A 19,309-nucleotide genomic window follows, 5' to 3' on the forward strand; every position below is an offset into this window, starting at 1 on the left:
CTCCTCGTCAGGTTTTTTCAGGTTTTATCCGAACTGTGCATATTGCCACAGCGACTTGACGGTGCACCCGTGCTTTTGGTCATGGTTGGTACCGGCCATGCGGTGTATGACTTTACGAACCGAGGTCTACAATCGGCGCCCCCAGAAGAAGCGCCACCAGGAGCTACGGCACATGTCAGATTCGACCCCCTCGACCTCATCGACTCCCACGCCCGAAGACAAACGCGCCGAGTTGCGACGTGCCGCCCTCGAGTACCACGAGTTTCCCGTTCCCGGCAAGATCGCCATCGCGGCGACCAAGCAGATGGTCAACCAGCGCGACCTGTCGCTGGCCTACTCGCCCGGCGTGGCCGCGCCCTGCGAGGAAATCGTCAAGGACCCGGCCAACGCCTTCAAGTACACCTCGCGCGGCAACCTCGTCGGCGTCATCTCCAACGGCACTGCCGTGCTCGGCCTAGGCGACATCGGCCCGCTGGCTTCCAAGCCGGTGATGGAAGGCAAGGGCGTTCTCTTCAAGAAATTCGCCGGTGTCGACGTGTTCGACATCGAGATCGACGAGAAAGACCCCGTCAAGCTGGTCGAGATCATTGCCTCTCTGGAGCCGACCTTCGGCGCCATCAACCTCGAGGACATCAAGGCACCCGATTGCTTCTACGTCGAGCGCGAACTGCGCAAGCGCATGAAGATCCCGGTGTTCCACGACGACCAGCACGGCACGGCCATCACGGTGGCGGCCGCCATGCTCAACGGCCTGAAGGTGGCGGGCAAAGACATCGCCGAAGTCAAGCTGGTCACCTCGGGCGCAGGCGCCGCGGCGCTGGCCTGCCTGAACCTGCTGCTCAAGGTGGGCCTCAAGCGCGAGAACGTGTTCGTCACCGACCTGGCCGGCGTGGTCTACGAAGGCCGCGAAGAGCTGATGGATGACGACAAGCGCCAGTACATGCAAAAGACCGACATGCGCAAGCTGGCGGAAGTGATTGCAGGTGCCGACGTGTTCCTCGGCCTGTCGGCCGGCGGCGTGCTCAAGCCCGAGATGGTGGCGAAGATGGCGGCCAAGCCGGTGATCTTCGCGCTGGCCAATCCGAACCCCGAGATCGCGCCCGAAGACGCCCATGCGGTGCGCAACGACGTGATCATGGCCACGGGCCGCACCGACTACCCGAACCAGGTCAACAACGTCCTGTGCTTCCCGTACATCTTCCGCGGCGCGCTCGACTGTGGCGCGACCACGATCACCGACGAGATGGAAATCGCCGCGGTGCGGGCCATTGCCGAGCTGGCGCAGGCCGAGCAGAGCGAGCGCGTGGCCGCTGCCTACGTGGGTGAAAAGCTGTCTTTCGGCCCCGAATACCTGATCCCGAAGCCTTTCGACCCGCGCCTGATGATGAAGATCGCGCCGGCCGTGGCCAAGGCGGCCGAAGAAAGCGGCGTGGCGTCTCGTCCGATCAAGGACATGGACGCCTACCGCGACAAGCTGCAGAACTTCGTCTATGCCTCGGGCACGACGATGAAGCCGATCTTCGAAGCCGCCCGGCGTGCCGCCAAGAAGCGCGTGGCGTACTGCGAAGGCGAGGAAGAACGCGTGCTGCGCGCCGCGCAGATCGTGGTCGACGAAGGCATCGCGCGCCCGACGCTGATCGGCCGTCCGGCCGTCATCGCGCAGCGCATCGAGAAGTTCGGCCTGCGCCTGAAGGAAGAGCTGGACTACGACATCGTCAACGTCGAGCAGGACCACCGCTACCGCGACTTCTGGCAGACCTACCACCGCATGACCGAGCGCAAGGGCCAGACGGTGCAGACCGCCAAGATCGAGATGCGCCGCCGCCTCACGCTGATCGGCGCGATGCTGCTGCACAAGGACGAGGTGGACGGCATGATCTGCGGCACCTGGGGCACCACGCTGATCCACCTGCACTACATCGACCAGGTGATCGGCAAGCGCCCTGGCGGCTGCGAGAGCACGCCGCAGGACGTGCCGGTGTACGCCTGCATGAACGGCCTGCTGCTGCCCGACCGCCAGGTGTTCCTGGTCGACACGCACGTCAACTACGACCCCTCGCCCGAGGAACTGGCCGAAATCACGACCATGGCGGCCGAGGAAATGATGCGCTTCGGCCTGAAGCCGAAGGCGGCGCTGCTGTCGCATTCCAACTTCGGCACCAGCAACGAGCCCAGCGCCATCAAGATGCGCAAGACGCTCGACCTGCTGCGCGTGCAGGCGCCCTGGCTCGAAGTGGACGGCGAAATGCACGGCGACGTGGCGCTGGACAGCAAGCAGCGCGCGGTCGTCATGCCGCACAGCGCGCTGGCGGGTGACGCCAACCTGTTGGTTTTCCCGAACATCGACGCGGCCAATATTTCCTACAACCTGCTCAAGACGGCGGCAGGCGGCAATATCGCGATCGGCCCGGTTCTGCTTGGTGCGGCCAAACCTGTGCACATTCTCACGGCCAGCGCGACTGTTCGGCGCATCGTGAACATGACAGCCTTGACAGTGGCTGACGCAAACGCCGAGAGATAAGCCTTTTGGCGAGAGTGGCCGCCAACTTAAAGCGCCACTCGATCTTCTCGCGACTGCTCAAACTTTGAGCAGTCGCTTGCTATTTTCGCCAGCGTGGTGCACACTCGCGGGCTTGAATTTGCGGGTTAACCCGACGTTGATCGCCGATTCGAACCCCCCGCTCTTTTCTTGTGGTGCCCCATGGCGGCTTACGCCTCGATCACGTCCTCTGTCACAAAGTTTGCGCTCACCAGTCTGATGCTGGTGGCGTTGACGACGGGGGCCGAGGCCCGCGGATGGTTCGGCGCCGGAAAAACGTCCACCGAGGAAACGATCGCACTGTCCGAATTGCCGGCGCAGGGCCAACGAACCTACCAGGCCATCCTGAGTGGCGGTCCCTTCCGGTATGACAAGGACGGCACGGTGTTCGGCAATCGCGAGCGTCTTTTGCCACCCGCACGCCGCGGCCACTACCGCGAGTACACGGTTACGACGCCCGGTTCGCGCAACCGTGGTGCACAACGAATCGTCTGCGGCGGTGAACAACGCACGACGCCCGAGGCCTGCTGGTACACCGCAGACCACTATGCGAGTTTCAGACGGATTGCGCCATGAGCGATGAAAACGACCTGAGCGGCGCCCCGAAGCGCCCCGAAGAAATGATGATGACTATGGAAAGACCAGCGGAGATGACCTTATCCCTTCGTGCCGTACGCCCGAACATCGTGCAATCGATCCGCGCGTTCCGCGTGAACGACCTGCAGGACGCGGCCAACGCGGCCGGCCAGCACTTCCTGTACGCCAACCTGGGCAACGCCCAGACCAAGCAGGATGTGCTCGACCTGATCGCGCAGCAGTTCACGTTCCCGGCCCACTTCGGGAAGAACTTCGACGCGCTGTACGACTGCATGACCGACCCGTTGCATAAATCGGGCCCGCAGCCAGGTTTCGTCATCGTGCTGGAGCAGATCCCGGCAAACGCCAAGTTCGACAAGGAAGCGCGCGAGCAGCTGCTCGACATCTTCCGCGACGCCTCGGACTACTGGGGCGACCGCAAGGTCCCGTTCCGGTGCTTCTATTCTTTTCTGTAGCCCGTTCTGCATCTACCAGCCAAGCAGAACGGGCGAACGAGGCTCAGCCGAACGCTGAAACCCTCGATGGCATCGAAGTGAACACCACCGCAACCGCAGCGGCAGCCTCCACCGAACCGGCCGGCGAAAAAATGCCGACCGACAAACTGGTCGACGTGTCGCCCCTGGCGCTGCGCATGAGCAGCCCCTTCAATGCGGGTTATTGGCTCGCCGCCGCATAAGCAAGCAGGCTTAGGCGTTTGCAGCCTCCGTTAAAAAGCCCGTCGCAGACGGGCTTTTTTCATGGGTTTCACGGGATGACGGCCTGGGCCAGAGCGACGTATTCGTCGACCGGCACTTCCTCGGCTCGCCGCTGGACATCGAATTCACCGGCAAAGCCGTGCTCCTGCAGCCACTTGCCCAGCGTGTGGCGCAGCAGCTTGCGGCGCTGGCTGAAGGCAACCTGCACGATCTCGCCCAGGCGGGCCGCATCGACCGCCGGCGGCGTCGCCAGCGGCACCATCCGCACCACGGCGCTGTCCACGCGCGGCGGCGGGTCAAAGCTCTCGGGCGGCACGAACAGCACGTTCTGCATCTCGTAGCGCCACTGCAGCATCACGCTCAGTCGGCTGTAGTCCGAGGTGGCGGGCCTGGCCACCATGCGGTCGATCACCTCTTTCTGCAGCATGAAGTGCTGGTCGGCGACGAGGTGAGCGCTGCCCAGCAGGTGGAACAGGATAGGCGTGGAGATGTTGTAGGGCAGGTTGCCCACCACGCGCAGCGGCTTGGCCGGGAACCTGGCGGCCAGCTCCGCAAAGTCGACCTTGAGCACGTCCGACTCGATCACGTCGAGCTGCGGATGCTCGCGCAGGCGCTTGGCGAGGTCGCGGTCGAGTTCGATCACGGTGAGGCGGCCCAGCCGCTCGACCAGCGGCTGCGTCAGCGCCGCGAGCCCCGGCCCGATTTCGACCATGGCGTCGCCAGGCTGCGGCGCGATCTCGCGCACGATCGCATCGATGATCCCCCCGTCGGACAGAAAGTGCTGCCCGAACCGCTTCCTGGCGATGTGTGCCATCGAATCAGGACTGGGGTGGGTCGCGGTACTCGACGTAGGCGCGCGCGCGCACTTCCTGCACCCAGGTGGTGAAGGCCTCCTCCACGCGCTGTTCACGCAGCGCGGCGCGCGCGGCTTCGCGCTGCTCCGACTGGCTGAGCTTGGAATCGCGGCGGCCGACCACCTGGATCAGGTGCACGCCGAAGCGCGACACCACGGGATCGCTGATCTGGCCCGGCGCGAGCCGGTCCATGGCTTCCTCGAATTCGGGCACGAACTGGCCCGGGCGCGACCAGCCGAGGTCGCCGCCGTCCTTGGCGCTGCCGTCCTGCGAGTTGTCGCGGGCGAGGCCGGCGAAGTCGGCGGTGCCGGCCTGCACGCGGCGCTTGAATTCGGCCAGCTGCGCAACCGCCTGCGCCGTGGTGCGCTTGGGGTCGTTGAGCAGCAGGATGTGGCGCACTTGGGTCTGCGTGACCGTGGCGTCGCCCGACCCGATCTGGGCCTTGGCGATGACCTTGAGCACGTGGAAGCCGGCGCTGGAGCGCACGGGCCCGGCGATGCCGTTCACCGCGGTCGATTGCGTGGCCTCGACGAACAGCGACGGATAACGGTCGGCGCTGCGCATGCCGATGGCGCCGCCGTTGGCGCGGTCGGGCGAATCGGAGTTCTCGCGCACCAGCTTGGCGAAGTCTTCGCCGGCGCGGGCGCGCTGGGCAAGGTCCTGTGCCTTCTTCTGTGCCGCGGCCACCTGGGCGTCGGTGGCGTTCTCGGGAACGGCCACCAGCACCTGCGCGAGGTTGAGGTTCTCCAGCGCCGCGTTCTTGACGGTTTGATTGCGCTGATCGCGCAGGTATTCGTCGGCCTCGACGTCGCTGATCTTGACCTTCGACTCGACCTCGCGGTCACGCAGGCGCGTGAGCAGCAGCTGGTCACGCAGGTCGTTGCGGAAGTCCTGCTGCGCGATGCCTTCGGCGGCCACGCGGCGGCGCAGCTCGACCATGCTGATCTCGTTCTGGCGTGCCACGGTCTGCTCGGCCTGATCGATGGCTACGTCGTCGACCTTGATGCCGTTTTCCTTCGCGAGCTGAAGCTGCGCACGCTCCGTGATCAGCCGCTCCAGCACGAGCCGCGTGAGCTCGCCGCGGGGAACGCGCTCTGCGTCCGGGTTCTCCTTGATCAGCCGCGACACGCGCGTCTGCACGTCGGTGTTGGTGATGGGCTCCGAGTTGACCAGCGCGACGATGAATTCAGCCGAGCGCTGCACGGGCGCCGCGGCAGGCGCCGTCGACGGGCGCGCGGCCGGCGGGCCCAGGCGCGGTCCGGCGCGCATGATGTCCGTGATGCCGGTGCCGGAGCGGAAGCCCTGCGCACCCGACGTTGCAGCCACTGCCGCGAGGCAGCCCAGGGTGATGATGGAACGGATGTATTTCATGGCGTCGCTCAGTCAGTCGTCTCAGTCGTAATTGGTGAAGCGGCTCGGCGCTTCGCCCGGTTGGCGCAGGGGTTCGTAGCGCTGGATGTTCTGCCGCAGGGCCTGCATGGGGCTGGAGCCGATGCTGGAGAAGCCGACGAATTCGAGCTGGAACATGATGCGGGTGTTCGCCGTCACCTGGCCCGTGGTGATGCGCTGCAGCACCACGCGCCCGATCCAGCAGCAGCCGTCGTACTCGAAGCCGAGCACGCCGTCCGTGAGTTTCTTGTCCTGCAGGCTGTAGTTGAGCCGGCCGACCGCATACCAGCGTCCGCCGCCCTGGCCCTTGCCGGGGCCGAGGTTCTTGCCCTTGTCGCCCCACAGGTCGTTGATGGGCCATTGCCAGCCCACGTCGATCGACTTGCTGCCGTCGGTCGCGGTCGGGGTGCTTGGCGCCTGATAGCGGAAGGCCGCGCTCAGGTTGTGATACGGCTCGGGGTTGTAGCGCGCGCTGATGGCCGAGCGCTCCGACTTGCGCGTGTCGGGGTTGTACTGCACGAGGGTGTCCAGGCTCCACTTGGGCGTCCAGTTGATCTGGGCGCCCACGAGCAGGTCGCTCGCGCGGTCGGTCACCGGCGTGCCGCCGGGCAGCGTGACCTTCTGGTCGCTGAAGCGCAGCCGCTGCGCGATGCCGAAGCGCGCGGCCTCGACGCCGGTGGCCGGATCGATCAGTCGCGAGGTCACGCCGAGCGTGAGGGCATTGGTGTCCGAGACGCGGTCGCCGCCCGAGAACGCGTTCTCGGTGTAGATGGTCGCGAAGCTGAAGTCGTTGGCCGCCGAATCGTAGTTCGGCAGCATGCTCTGGTTGCGATACGGCGTGTAGACGTAGTAGGCGCGCGGCTCCAGCGTCTGGCGGAAGGCGCGCCCGAAGTAATTGGCGTCGCGCTCGAAGGTCAGGCCGCTGTCGAGGCTGAAGGTCGGCACCACGCGGTTGCTGGAAGTCGGGAAGAAATACAGCGAGCTCGGGTTGTAGACCTGGCCGTTGACGTACTGGACGCCGTTGACCGTGACCGTCGGAATGGACGACTGCGGCAGGTAGTAGTTGTACGAGGCCGCGTTCAGCATCAGCTTGGGGATGACGAACGAGCTCGGCGTGATGAACGGGCGGCTGATCGAGGCGACGGCCATGGCGCGGTCGCCGTCGGGCTGCGATTGCTGGGTGGCGTCGTAGCCGAGTTGCGACGGCAGGATCGTGTTCACGCGGAAGTGCGTGTAGTCCAGGTTCAGCGAAACGTCGAAGCCGTGCCAGTCGTACTTGTTGTAGTTGGCCGTGATCTGCGGCATCTTGTCGTACGCCGGCACGATCGGCGACAGGTCGTACTGCAGGTTCTGGTACTTCAGCGTGCGGACGATGCCGCTCCAGTCACCCTTGCTCCAGTTGAGCGATGCATCGTTGGGCAGCTGGCGCTGCGCGAGCGACGGCGTGCGCGTGAAGTCGCGCCAGTAGTCGTTGTCGCTCACCCGGTTGATGCTGATGTTGGCCGACAGCGAGTCGAGGCCCAGCGCCTTGGCGTCGAAGTCCTGGTGATGCGTGCCCCACACGCCCCAGCGCTTGGTGCTGCTGAGATCCGGGTAGCGCTGGCCCATCAGGCGGTCACTGCCCATCAGGTCGAAGCGGATCGTTCCGTTGTATCCCTTCTCGAGGTAGCGGAACTCGTTACTGAAATTGATGCCACGCTTGCTCATGATCGTCGGCGTGATCGTGGCGTCGCGGTTGGGCGCGATGTTCCAGTAGTACGGCTGCGCGATCTCGATGCCGTTGGTGTTGTCGATGCCGATGGTGGGCGGCAGCAGGCCGCTCTTGCGCTCGTTCGACAGCGGAAAGCTCACGCTCGGAATGGGCGGCGTGGTGATGCCCATGAAGCTCAGCCGCGCATTCTTGGCCACGCCCTCGTTTTCCTCGGTGTCCGTGGTCATCGTGGTCGCGGTCAGCAGCCAGGCCGGCATCCAGCCCGGGAAGTCCTCGCGGCGGCAGGTGGTGTAGGTGGCTTCGCGGGCGATCGACACGTTGGCGTCGACAAAGTCGATGCGCTTGGCCTCGCCATGCGCTTCGTTCACGAGGAACTGGTAGCGCACGTTGTTGAAGAAGCCCTCGAAGGTCTCGAGCTTGAGCTGCAGCTCGGGGCCTTCGTACACGTTGCCGGCCTGGTTGACGCGCACGTTGCCGGTGGCCTTGGCGCGGTCGTCGGGCTGGTAGTACTCGAGCCGGTCGGCGGTGATGGACACCGCGCCGCGCCGCAGCGTAGCGTTGCCCTCGACCACGGTTTCCAGGTCGGGCCGGCCGGAGATGCGGTCGCCGGTGACGATGCTGGGCATCTGGCCACGGTCCGCGGGCGTCAGGGTTTCAGTCAGCAGCGGCGTGCGCTTCAGCGTGAGCGGGGCGTCGAAGTTGCCGGCCGTCTGCGCCGAGGCGCCATGCGCATGCATCAGGGCCAGCGACAGAACAGCCAGCGGTAGCGGCGGGCGCGAGCGCCGCGGGGCAACACGACGTCGGTTCATCAGGCCTCCCGCCCGGCCGTTCCGAGGAAAGCGGTCGACTCGCCCGGGGAGGGCAGCGAGCGCACAAGGTGCCAAGCGTGAGGGCTTTGGGTCGTAGGCATCGGTTCGGAACGAAAAATCGTCGGGGGACGGCGCGGCAGGCCGGCGGGTTGCAGGGGCCGGCAGCAACCCGCATCGGCCGGAAGCCGGCCAAGGGGGATTGCCGCGCCAGGCGGATTTGTAGAATCGATTATCCATGACAGCATCCCCGACTCCGGCCTCATTAGCCCCAAGCCCCGCCGAGACCATCCTCTGGACTGATCCGCAGCGGGCCGAAGTGTTCCGGGGCTGGCTGGCCGCCATCGCGCCTGCCCACCGGTTGCTGCCGGGCACCGTGCGGCTCGCCTCGGCCGACGCGAGCTTTCGCCGCTACTTCCGCCTCGACTCCACCGACCCCGCTGCGCCCACTCGCATCGTGATGGACGCGCCGCCGGACAAGGAAAACAGCGCCCCCTTCGTCCAGGTGGCGCAGCTGATGGCCGGCGCCGGCGTGCTCGCCCCCACGGTGCTCGAATGGGACAAGCCGAACGGCTTTCTCCTGCTCGACGACCTGGGCCGCCAGACCATGCTGGACGTGATCGATCCGGCGAAGCCCGACGCGAGCCGCCCGCTCTACGACCAGGCCATCGACGCGCTGATCCGCTGGCAGCTTGCTTCCAAACCCGACGTGCTGCCGCCCTACGACCGGGCGCTGCTCGAGCGCGAACTGGCGCTGTTCCCCGAGTGGTACATCGGCCGCCACCGCGGCATCGCCGTCGAAGGCAAGCTGAAGGAGCGGCTCGATCGCAGCTTCAAGCTGATCGTCGACAGCAACCTGGCGTCGCCCAGCGTCTACGTGCACCGCGACTTCATGCCGCGCAACCTGATGATCGGCAACGGAGCGGCACTCGGCGTACTCGACTTCCAGGACGCCGTGTACGGCCCCGTCACCTACGACATCGCCAGCCTGATGCGCGACGCCTTCCTGAGCTGGGACGAGGAGTTCGTGCTCGACATCACGATCCGCTACTGGACGGCTGCGCGCAAGGCCGGCCTGCCGGTCGACGAAGACTTCGGCGCCTTCTACCGCGCGGTCGAGTGGATGGGCCTGCAGCGCCATCTGAAGGTGGCCGGCATCTTCGCGCGCCTCACGCTGCGCGACGGCAAGCCCAAGTACCTGGCCGACACGCCGCGCTTCATTGCCTACATCCGCGCCACCGCCAGCCGCTACATGGAGCTGACGCCGCTGCTGCGCGTGATCGACGAAATCGAGGGCACTTCGGCCATCACGGGCTTCGCCTACGGCCGTGTCTGAAGGAAAACTGAAAAAGCACCACCCTGTGACGGCCGTACAACGGTCGCTCGCAGCTATCGATTTCATAGCATGCCGCGTTTTCACTGTTCCGTGCCGCTGAGCGCCGGCGCCAGTCTGGCGCTGCCGGCCGGCGCCGCACGCCATGTGCAGGTGCTGCGGATGCAGCCCGGCGACGCGCTCACGCTGTTCGACGGCGCGGGCGGGGAGTACGCCGCTACGGTCGAGCGCATGGGCCGCAGCGACGTCGCGGTGGCGGTCGGCGACCACCTGCCGGTGGAGCGCGAAGCGCCGCGCGCCGTGCACCTCGCGGTCGGCATGCCGGCCAACGAGCGCATGGACTGGCTGGTTGAAAAAGCCACCGAGCTCGGCGTGGCGAGCATCCAGCCGCTGGCCACCGCCCACGGCGTGCTGCGCCTGTCGGGCGAGCGCGCCGAGAAGAAGCGGGCGCATTGGGAGGCGATCGCGGTCGCGGCCTGCGAGCAGTGCGGACGCAACCGCGTGCCGGTGATCCATCCGGTGCAGTCCTTCACGGGCTGGCTCGAAGCCAATGAAGCCTCGGCCGTGCGCCTTGTGCTGAGCCTTGCCGAGGGCACCCGCAGCCTCGCCGACACACTTCAAGCCCCGAACGACCAAGGCGTGACTGTATTGAGCGGCCCCGAAGGCGGCCTGAGCAGCACCGAAGAACAGCAGGCCATCGCCCGCGGCTTCGCTCCCATCACCCTGGGTGCGCGCGTGCTGCGCGCCGAAACGGCGGCACTGGCCGCGCTGGTGTCCCTGGCCGGGCTCTAGGCAGGACCGCGAGGTGGGTGTTTTCCGCGACGCGCATGCGGAAAGCTTGGGAAACAATCGTTACTTCGTTAAGACAAAAGAAGGACTTTTGGCCCATGTCCCGCTCGCCAAGTTCGCTGCGCCTTGCCCCTTTCATCCTGGCCGCGCTGCTCTGCGCCTCACAGGGCGCGCTCGCCCAAAGCCAGGCCGTCGCCCCCACGCCCGCGCAAGTCAGCCCCGAGGTCGACAAGGCCTACACCCAGCTGATGGCCTCGCCCGCCATCCAGAAGCTGCTCGACGCGGTCAAGGCCGACCATGAACGCTCGGTCGAAGACCTGAAGGCGCTGACCGAGATCGAGGCTCCGCCTTTCAAGGAGCACAAGCGCGCCGAAGCGTTTCTCGCGCGCATGAAGGCGCTGGGGCTGACGCACGCGAAGATCGACGCCGAAGGCAACGTGGTCGGTCTGCGCAAGGGCATCGGCGGCGGCCCGAAGCTGCTGATCTCGGCCCACCTCGACACCGTGTTCCCCGCCGGCACCGACGTGAAGGTGAAGGAGCACGACGGCCGGCTCCACGCCCCCGGCATCGCGGACGACACGCGCGGCCTGTCGGTGCTGCTGTCGTGGCTCAAGGTGCTGAACGACAACAAGATTCAGACGGTGGGCGACCTGATGATCGTCGCCAACGTGGGCGAGGAAGAACTCGGCAACCTGCGCGGCATGAAGGCGATCTTTCGCGACAACCTCGACATCGACGGCATGGTGGGGCTGGAGCCGTCGTCGCCGGGCGCGGTGCTGGTGCTCGGCACCGCGAGCCACCGCTACGAAGTCACGTTCCAGGGCCCCGGCGGCCACAGCTACGGCGCCTTCGGCCAGGTGCCCAGCGCCATCCACGGCATGGGCCGCGCCATCGCCAAGATCGCAGACATCCGCACGCCGAGTTTCCCAAAGACGACGTTCACCGTCGGCACCGTGGGCGGCGGCACTTCGGTCAACACCATCGCGCCGGATGCGCGCATGGCCATCGACATCCGCTCGGACGACATGGCCTCGCTGCTGGAGGCCGAAAAGAAGATCCTGGCCGCCATCGACGAAGCCGTGGTCGAGGAAAACAAGCGCTGGAACGTGAGCACGCTGAGCGCCAGCATCAAGCTCATCGGCGACCGCCCCGGCGGCCGCACGCCGCCCGACTCGGTGATCGTCGAGGCCGCGATCCGCTCGAACGCCGCCTTCGGCAACAAGACCCTGCTGCGCGGCGGCAGCACCGATGCCAATGTACCGATCGCGCTGGGCATTCCCGCGATCATCGTCGGCGGTGGCGGCAAGGCCTCCGGATTCCATTCGTTGAGCGAGTCCATTGACGTGACAGATGCATGGAAAGGCGCGCAGAATTCGCTGGTTACCGTGCTGGGCCTGGTGGGCGTGCAAGGGGTCAGCCCCGCATTGCTCCCCAAACGGACAGCACGTACCAAGTAATTTGTCACGTTGCCAGTTTGAAAGTGGGCGTGCCACTTTCTGCTTACGGTCCGCGGCATTTAACAATGCAGACGGTTCTGTCACACACCAAGGAAACAGCCATGGGATTGCTCGATTCGGTACTCGGTCAAGTGCTCGGAGGCGCTGCGCAACAGCAGCAACCGCAAGGCGGCGGATTGGGCGATCTGGGAGGCCTGGCTGGCGCGCTCGGCGGCCTGCTCGCCAACAACGGCGGGCAGGGCGGCCTGGGAGGTCTGGTCTCGAAGTTCGAGCAGGCCGGCATGGGCGACGTCATCGGCTCGTGGATCGGCAAGGGAGAAAACCAGCCGGTGTCGGGCGATCAGCTGCAGAACGCACTGGGCAGCGACACCATCGCCAGCATCGCATCCAAGCTCGGCATCAATGCGCAAACGCTGCTGCCGATGCTCGCCACCATGCTGCCGGCGCTCATCGACCAGCTCACGCCGCACGGCAAGGTCCCCGACCAGGGTCTGGGCAATCATGACGACCTGCTGGGTTCGCTCAGCGGTCTGCTGCAAGGCAAGCAGTCCTGAACTGAAGGACTGCGTTCTCCAGGATTCCGGCGCCCGCGAGGGCGCTTTTTTTTTGGCCCGAACGCGTTCACCGACAATCCCGCTGGCATCAATGGAGAGCAATGGCATGGCGGGCAGTCGCAAGTCGAAAGAAGAAGGTCTGGACGCGCAGCCCGATGGCACCGTGCGGTGGTCCAAGGGCATGCGCGAAGCGCTCGCACAGTTCAACGACCGGCCCTGCGGCCAGTGCGGCGGCTCGCTGTCTGACGAGCGCGGTCTGGCCGACAGCCTCGACTTCTTTCGCCGCCACCGTTCCAGCTTCTATCCGCCGCGCGCCGCACGGCTGCGCATGCTCGACATGCACGGCGCCGCGGCGGCCGAACTGTTCTTCGAGCCGTCCCCGCACAAGGAAGCCGTTACCGACCTGCTGGCCATCCACGACGCGGCTGTCGTGCGTTTCTTCGTGGCCCAGGTCAAGCAGATCGACTGCAAGAACGCCCTCGTCAAGCAAGCTGCGCGTTGGCCGCTGTTCGTGCTGCGCGAGCTGCTGTCGGCGAACCCGGCGCGGCACCAGGCCGGCGCCGCGCTGATCCTGGAACTGCTGGCCGCGAACCCTGAGTGGCAGCAACCGCTGGAGACCTCCTGCGACGACAGCCAGCGCAAGACGCTCGCGCGCCTGCAGGAAGACAGCTCCGCCGGCGTGACCGATGCCGCCCCTGACGCCTGGCCCGCGCTGCTGCGGCGCCCGCCCTGGAAGAACCGGCAGGCGCTGCCCGTCATTCCGACGCTGGCGTTGCAGCCGCTGCCGCCGACGGCGCTGCTGCACTGGAGCAATCTACCGCCGCCGCAGTACCTGCAGGCCACGGGCGAATCGTCCGACTGGCTGACCCGCGAGCTCCGCGTCTCGCGCGAACGCGCCGACCAGTGGATGGACGAATTCGCGCGCAACCAGCCCAACGCACCCACGGAGATCCGCGAGGGCGGCAAGGTGCACAAGGCCCTGTGGATGCTGGGCCTGCGCCCCGAGCTCATCGAGGCCGTCGCGGCGAACGACCGCGAGATCGGGCCGGAAGACTTCGGCGAACCTCCGGCCACCCACTGGAGCGTTGCCGAATACATCTGGCACCTGCCCGAACCTCTCGCCATCGCAGTGTTCACGCTCGGGCCCGCGCCCGAGCTCTACATGGGCGACGTCTCGCGCGTGCGCCCCATCCTCCATGCATTCGGCGCGGCCGCGCTGCCGGGACTGCCGCGCTTCCTCAAGCAGGGCTCGCGCGCGATGTTCGAGCTGGCATCGGTCATCGAATGGGACCCGCTCGCCGGCTGGATCGCCAAGGGCTTCCACACCAACCGCTGGGTCCGGCGCGAAGCGGGCGAGTGGCTGGCGCGCTACCCGGATGCGGCCGCACGCGGACTCGTTCCCATCGCGCTGGGTGAGCCCGGCCCTGCGCACGAGGCGGCGCAAGCCGCGCTGCGCTGGCTGCACGATGCCGGCCACGCCGACGCAGTGCGCAACCAGGCCCGTGCCTACGGCGCCGAAGCCGCCGACGCGGTGGCGCAGCTGCTGGCCATCGCCCCCCAAGAGCTGCTGCCCGACAACCTGCCCGTGGTGCCGAAGACCTTGCCGCTAGCGACGCTGCCCCGCCTGCTCCTCAAGGAAGGTGGCCTCGCGCTGCCGCAAGACGTGGTGCCCGACGTACTGATGGCGATGATGCTCGGCAAGCCCGACGCGCCCTATCCGGGGCTCGCCCCGCTGCTGGACGTGCTCACGCCCGATTCCCTCGCGCGTTTCGGCCGCGCGCTGCTGGCCTGGTGGATCGGCAATGGCCGCCCGGCCAAGGAGCGCTGGATGTTCGCGCTGCAGGGCCGCCTGGGCGACGGAGAAACCGCCCGCCAGCTCTACGGCCTGCTGCGCCAGTGGCGCGCCGCCCTCGACCGTGTGCGCGCCTACGACGCGATGGTGATGCTCGGCGAGATCGGCAGCGATGCCGCGTTGATGCACCTGGCCGAACTCGCGCGCCAGACCCGCCACGACGACCTGCGCACCCGCGCCGACCGCATGCTCGGCGAAGTGGCCGAGCAGCGCGGCCTCAGCCTCGACCAGCTGGCCGACCGCACCGTGCCCGACCTGGGCCTCGACACCCGCGCACGCCTGACGCTCGACTTCGGCCCGCGCAGCTTCGAGGTGCGCATGGACGACAACTTCCAGCCCGTGGTGCACGACGCCAGGGGCAAGGCACTCAAGACGCTGCCCAAGCCGGGCGCGAACGACGACGCCGGCAAGGCCGCCGCCGCGACCACCCAGCTGAAGGAGCTACGCAAGCTTGCAAAGACCGTCGCCACCACGCAGATCAAGCGACTGGAAGCTGCGATGTGCGCACAGCGTCGATGGGCCCCCGACGAGTTCATGCCCTTCTTCGCCAACCACCCGGTGCTGCGCGTCTTCAGCCGGCCGCTGGTCTGGGGCTTGTTCGACGCATCGGACAAGCTCGAAGGCACCTTCCGCGTCAGCGCCGAAGGCGAGCTGGCCGACTTGCAGGACGACGCGGTGAAGCTGCCCGAGAGCACGCGCATCGGCCTGCCGCATCCGCTGGAGATTGCAGCCCTCGACCCGTCGCTGGCGACCGCATGGGCCGCCGTGCTGGCCGACTACGAAATCGTGCAGCCCTTCGAGCAACTGATGCGCCCGACCTTCGTGCTCGACGAGGCGCTGCGCACCCGCCGCGAGCTCCCGCACTGGGCCGGCCGCGTCGTATCGAACGCCGCCCTCATGGGCCTGGAAACGCGCGGCTGGCAGCGCGAGGTAGGCGACGGCGGCATGGTGAACAGCTTCAACAAGGCGCTGCCCGGCAACGGCCGCATTTGCCTGATGCTGGAGGAAGGCTGGTTCGTGCAGGACAGCCCCGACGGCAAGGAACTGCAGACCGTGCGCGCGGTGGCGCTCGACGGCAAGGAGGGCACACTCGGCGAGCTGCCGCCCATCGCCTTCAGCGAAATCGAGCGCGACCTGCAGCGCGCGATCCGGGAGACGGCGCCATGAACCGCAACTTGTGGCTGCTCGCCATCTGCCAGGGCCTGCTTCTGACGAACAACGTGACCTTCATCGCCATCAACGGGCTGGTGGGGCTGGCCATCGCGCCGCACGGCTGGATGGCAACACTGCCGGTGATGAGCTACGTGGTGGGCGGCGCGCTCAGCACCGGACTGGTGGCGCGCACGCAGCAGCGCTTCGGCCGGCGCGGCTCGTTCCAGATCGGGCTGGCGGTGGCGGTGGCATCGTCGCTGCTGTGCTGCTTTGCGGCGGTCACGAAGAACTTCTGGCTGCTGTGCTTCGCCACGGTGGTCGCGGGCTACTACAACGCCAACGCGGGGCTCTATCGCTTCGCTGCGGCCGAGCTGGCAGCGCCGGCCTGGCGCGAGAAGGCGGTGTCGATGGTGATGGCGGGTGGGCTGATCGGCGCGGTCGTCGGGCCGAATCTCGCCACCGCCACGCGCGAAGCCTTTGCGGTGCCGTTCGCCGGCGCCTACATTGCGCTGGCCCTGGTGGCGCTGCTGTCGATGGCGGTGATGCACTTCATCGAATTCCCGGCTGCGCCCACGCGCAAGGAGGCGGCCGGCGGGCGCCCGCTGGCCGAGATCATGCGGCAGCCGGTGTTCATCGTGGCGGCCGCCGCGGGGGCGCTGGGCTATGGCGTGATGAACCTGCTGATGGCCGCAACGCCCATCGCGATGCAGATCTGCAGCCTGCCGTTTTCCGACGCAGCGCTGGTGCTCGAATGGCACGTGATCGGCATGTTCGCGCCGGGCTTCTTCACCGGCCACCTGATCCGCCGCTTCGGCGCGCTGCCGGTGATGGGCGTGGGGCTGGTGCTCAACCTCGGCTGCATCGCCATCGCGCTCTCGGGCGTGGAGCTGCATCACTTCATCGTCGCGTTGTTCCTGCTGGGCGTGGGCTGGAATTTCCTGTTCACCGGCAGCACCACGCTCTCGCTCACGGCCTACACCGCCGAGGAGCGCGACCGTGCGCAGGGCGCGCTCAACTTCTGCGTGTTCGCGACGCTGGCGGTGACTTCGTTCGCCTCGGGCGTGCTGGTGACCACGCAGGGTTGGCAGTTGCTGAACTTCGGCTCGCTGGTGCCTGTGGCGCTGACGGGCGCCGCGCTGATCTGGCTGGCGCGCAAGCGCGCCGTCAGGCCAGCGGCGGAAAGCGCCGGTTGAGCCAGCTTTGCAGGGCCGCGAAGACCGCGTCGGCTTCGAGTTCGTTGAAGATCTCGTGGTACAGCGAGTCGAAGCAATGCGCCTCGACCATGCCGCCTGATGCCGCTACCGCAGCGAATGCGCGGCTGGCGGCGGGCATCACGAGGCGGTCGTCGCCCGCATAGAGAAGCAGCGTCGGCACGGGCCAGTTCGCAGCCCGCTGCTGCACCGTCTCGCCTTCGTACGCCAGGAAGCGCGCGAGGCGGCTGCCGATGCGGTCGTGCGTGAGCGGATCGTCGCGGTAGGCCTGCACCACGGCCGGGTCATGCGAGAGGTAGTTGTCGTCGAGGCCGTTGCCCACGCGCAGGTTCGGCGCGATGCGCGGCAGCACCGCGAGCAGCGCCTTCTGGAAGCCGCTCAGGCCCGGGTCGAGCCCCGGAGAGGAAAGCACCAGCCCGTCGACTTGCCGCACACCGCGCGCCACCAGGCTCGCGGCGACGAGCCCGCCGAGGCTGTGCCCCAACAGCACCAGTGGCAGGCCGGGGTTCTCGCGGCGCGCATCGTCGATCACGAGTGCAAGGTCGTCGACCAGCCGCAACTCGCTGGGCAGGCCGCCGCGCGCGCCGGTCGATTCGCCGTGCCCGTAGTGGTCGTGCGCCCACACGGCGAAGTTCCATTCGTGCAGGCATTCCGCGAGTGCGTGATAGCGGCCCGCATGCTCGCCGAGCCCGTGGACCACGACGATCACGGCGCGCGCCGGGCCGGGCGCCGGCAGTCGGCGCAGGGCGAGCGTCTCGCCGTCCGGGGTCGACAGCGAAACGCGCTGCGGCAAAGGCAGCGCCTCGCTCAAGCGGCCACCGGCTCCGATGTGGCCGCGCGATGCGCTGCCGGCAATGCTGCGACCACTTCGGCCACGGCCGCGGTGAGCTTCTTGGCATAGGGCACGTGCAGGAACTCGTTGGGGCCGTGCGCGTTGCTCTTCGGGCCGAGCACGCCGCAGACCATCATCTGCGCCTTCGGGAAGCCGGCGCTGAGCATGTTCATCAGCGGGATCGTGCCGCCCTGGCCGATGTAGCCGCACGACGCGCCGAAGTGCGCCTGCGAGGCCTTGTTGAGCGCGTCCTCGAACCACGGCGTGATGGTGGGTGCGTTCCAGCCGGTGGCGCCGCCGTTGCTTTCGAAGGTTACGCGGGCCTGGTAGGGCGCGTTGTCTTCCAGCAGCGTCTTGAGGTTCTGCACCGCCTCGGCCGCATCGACCAGCGGGGGCAGGCGCAGCGACAGCTTGAAGGCGGTGTACGGGCGCAGCACGTTGCCCGCGTCCTTCAGCGCCGGGAAGCCTTCGGCGCCGGTCACCGACAGCGTGGGCTTCCAGGTGCGGTTGAGCAGGGCCTCGACCGGATCGGTGGTGGTCGGCAGCGCGAACATGGTCGAGCCGCCGCAGTCGTAGTGCGCCCACGGGAAGCGCTTGTAGACCTCTTCGCCGAGGATGGCGGCAGTGGCCCTGGCCTGCGCCAGCCGGTCGGTCGGCACTTCGCAGTGGAAGCTCGCGGGCAGCAGGCGGCCGGTGGCGCTGTCTTCGAGGCGGTCGAGTACCTGCCGCATGATGCGGAAGCTCGAGGGCACGAGGCCCGATGCATCGCCGGAGTGGATGCCTTCGGTCAGCACTTCCACCTTGAGCGTGCCGCTGGCCATGCCGCGCAGCGAGGTGGTGAGCCACAGCTGGTCGTAGTTGCCGGCGCCGGAGTCGAGGCAGATCACCAGTTCGACGTTGCCCAGGCGCGGGCGCAGCGCGTCGACGTAGGGCAGCAGGTCGTAGGAGCCGCTTTCCTCGCAGGTCTCGATCAGGCCGACGATGCGCGGGTGCGCCGCGCCCTGGCTCTTGAGCGCCTGCAGCGCGGCGATGCTGGCGTACACCGCGTAGCCGTCGTCGGCGCCGCCGCGGCCATAGAGCAGGCCGTTCTCGTACTTGGGCGTCCACGGGCCGAGGTCGTTGCGCCAGCCGGTGAATTCGGGCTGCTTGTCGAGGTGGCCGTACATGAGCACGGTCTCGCCCATGTCGGTGCCGGTGGCCGGCACTTCGAAGAACAGCACCGGCGTGCGGCCTTCGAGGCGCACGATCTCCAGCTTCAGGCCTTCGACCTTCTGCGCCTCGACCCAGGCGGCTGCGTTGCGCAGCACGGTCTCGAGGTAGCCGTTGGCCGACCAGTCCTTGTCGAAGCCGGGCGACTTGGCCGGGATGCCGATGTAGTCGGTGAGTTGGCGAACGATGTCGCCGTCCCATTGGGCGGTGACGTCGGACAGGGCGCGCTCGGCGTCGAGCGTGCCGGCGGGCATTTCGCGGTGCAGGGGGGCGTTCATCGGTGGGTTCTCCGCGGGTGACGAAAAGGCGCATTTTGCGCCTTGAGGCGA

At 67.3% G+C, this 19,309-nt stretch carries 15 protein-coding genes; 10 read left to right on the top strand and 5 right to left on the bottom strand.

Features of this window, described 5'->3' with window-relative positions; all coding sequences use genetic code 11:
* The first annotated feature begins 172 nt into the window (after nucleotides 1–172).
* The 4 genes from ACSFCA_RS18595 (at nucleotide 173) to ACSFCA_RS18610 (ending at nucleotide 3,812) form a co-directional block, all read left to right on the top strand.
* On the top strand, nucleotides 173–2,521 hold the full coding sequence (locus ACSFCA_RS18595) for an NADP-dependent malic enzyme (protein WP_258352105.1): 2,349 nt from the start codon (nucleotides 173–175) through the stop codon (nucleotides 2,519–2,521).
* Nucleotides 2,522–2,701: 180 nt separating this feature from the next.
* Nucleotides 2,702–3,115, top strand: coding sequence for a guanyl-specific ribonuclease (locus ACSFCA_RS18600; protein WP_093055030.1), 414 nt, complete (start codon nucleotides 2,702–2,704; stop codon nucleotides 3,113–3,115).
* Nucleotides 3,116–3,165: 50 nt separating this feature from the next.
* The gene (locus ACSFCA_RS18605; protein WP_086011111.1) at nucleotides 3,166–3,591 is read left to right on the top strand and encodes a barstar family protein; all 426 of its coding nucleotides are present in this window, start codon (nucleotides 3,166–3,168) and stop codon (nucleotides 3,589–3,591) included.
* Nucleotides 3,592–3,668: 77 nt separating this feature from the next.
* Nucleotides 3,669–3,812, top strand: a complete 144-nt coding sequence (locus tag ACSFCA_RS18610; protein WP_176928788.1) for a hypothetical protein — start codon at nucleotides 3,669–3,671, stop codon at nucleotides 3,810–3,812.
* A gap of 68 nt (nucleotides 3,813–3,880) precedes the next feature.
* Here ACSFCA_RS18610 and rsmA read toward each other — a convergent pair whose 3' ends face one another.
* From rsmA to ACSFCA_RS18625, 3 genes are read right to left on the bottom strand one after another with little or no spacing between them, the layout of a single operon-like run.
* The gene (rsmA, locus tag ACSFCA_RS18615) at nucleotides 3,881–4,645 is read right to left on the bottom strand and encodes a 16S rRNA (adenine(1518)-N(6)/adenine(1519)-N(6))-dimethyltransferase RsmA (protein WP_435460252.1); all 765 of its coding nucleotides are present in this window, start codon (nucleotides 4,643–4,645) and stop codon (nucleotides 3,881–3,883) included.
* A 4-nt stretch (nucleotides 4,646–4,649) separates the two neighbouring features.
* Nucleotides 4,650–6,056, bottom strand: a complete 1,407-nt coding sequence (locus ACSFCA_RS18620; protein WP_258352103.1) for a peptidylprolyl isomerase — start codon at nucleotides 6,054–6,056, stop codon at nucleotides 4,650–4,652.
* Between the two features lie 21 nt (nucleotides 6,057–6,077).
* The gene (locus ACSFCA_RS18625) at nucleotides 6,078–8,594 is read right to left on the bottom strand and encodes an LPS-assembly protein LptD (protein ID WP_258352102.1); all 2,517 of its coding nucleotides are present in this window, start codon (nucleotides 8,592–8,594) and stop codon (nucleotides 6,078–6,080) included.
* A gap of 235 nt (nucleotides 8,595–8,829) precedes the next feature.
* Here ACSFCA_RS18625 and ACSFCA_RS18630 point away from each other — a divergent pair, with 235 nt between their 5' ends.
* The 6 genes from ACSFCA_RS18630 to ACSFCA_RS18655 all read left to right on the top strand — a co-directional run bounded on the left by ACSFCA_RS18630 (nucleotide 8,830) and on the right by ACSFCA_RS18655 (nucleotide 16,921).
* Entirely contained in the window at nucleotides 8,830–9,927 is a 1,098-nt protein-coding gene (locus ACSFCA_RS18630; protein WP_435460251.1) for an aminoglycoside phosphotransferase family protein, read from the top strand.
* Between the two features lie 69 nt (nucleotides 9,928–9,996).
* Nucleotides 9,997–10,716, top strand: coding sequence for a 16S rRNA (uracil(1498)-N(3))-methyltransferase (locus tag ACSFCA_RS18635; RefSeq protein ID WP_258352100.1), 720 nt, complete (start codon nucleotides 9,997–9,999; stop codon nucleotides 10,714–10,716).
* Nucleotides 10,717–10,811: 95 nt separating this feature from the next.
* Entirely contained in the window at nucleotides 10,812–12,170 is a 1,359-nt protein-coding gene (locus ACSFCA_RS18640; protein WP_435460250.1) for a M20/M25/M40 family metallo-hydrolase, read from the top strand.
* A 101-nt stretch (nucleotides 12,171–12,271) separates the two neighbouring features.
* Nucleotides 12,272–12,724 (top strand): YidB family protein, encoded by a 453-nt coding sequence (locus ACSFCA_RS18645; protein WP_218132223.1) that lies wholly within the window; start codon nucleotides 12,272–12,274, stop codon nucleotides 12,722–12,724.
* A gap of 106 nt (nucleotides 12,725–12,830) precedes the next feature.
* Nucleotides 12,831–15,743, top strand: coding sequence for a DUF4132 domain-containing protein (locus ACSFCA_RS18650; RefSeq protein WP_435460249.1), 2,913 nt, complete (start codon nucleotides 12,831–12,833; stop codon nucleotides 15,741–15,743).
* Complete coding sequence (locus ACSFCA_RS18655; RefSeq protein ID WP_435460248.1) at nucleotides 15,740–16,921, top strand: MFS transporter; 1,182 nt, start codon at nucleotides 15,740–15,742, stop codon at nucleotides 16,919–16,921. Before ACSFCA_RS18650 ends, ACSFCA_RS18655 begins: the two co-directional genes overlap by 4 nt.
* Here ACSFCA_RS18655 and ACSFCA_RS18660 read toward each other — a convergent pair.
* Together ACSFCA_RS18660 and ACSFCA_RS18665 are read right to left on the bottom strand one after the other, a co-directional pair.
* Complete coding sequence (locus ACSFCA_RS18660) at nucleotides 16,893–17,750, bottom strand: alpha/beta hydrolase (RefSeq protein ID WP_435460247.1); 858 nt, start codon at nucleotides 17,748–17,750, stop codon at nucleotides 16,893–16,895. The two genes, ACSFCA_RS18655 and ACSFCA_RS18660, sit on opposite strands and share 29 nt — an antisense overlap.
* Nucleotides 17,747–19,258 (bottom strand): M20 family metallopeptidase, encoded by a 1,512-nt coding sequence (locus tag ACSFCA_RS18665; RefSeq protein ID WP_435460246.1) that lies wholly within the window; start codon nucleotides 19,256–19,258, stop codon nucleotides 17,747–17,749. Before ACSFCA_RS18665 ends, ACSFCA_RS18660 begins: the two co-directional genes overlap by 4 nt.
* Between the last annotated feature and the right edge of the window lie 51 nt (nucleotides 19,259–19,309).

Origin of the sequence: Variovorax multivorans (genome assembly GCF_051216835.1) — a bacterium.
GTDB lineage: Bacteria > Pseudomonadota > Gammaproteobacteria > Burkholderiales > Burkholderiaceae_C > Variovorax.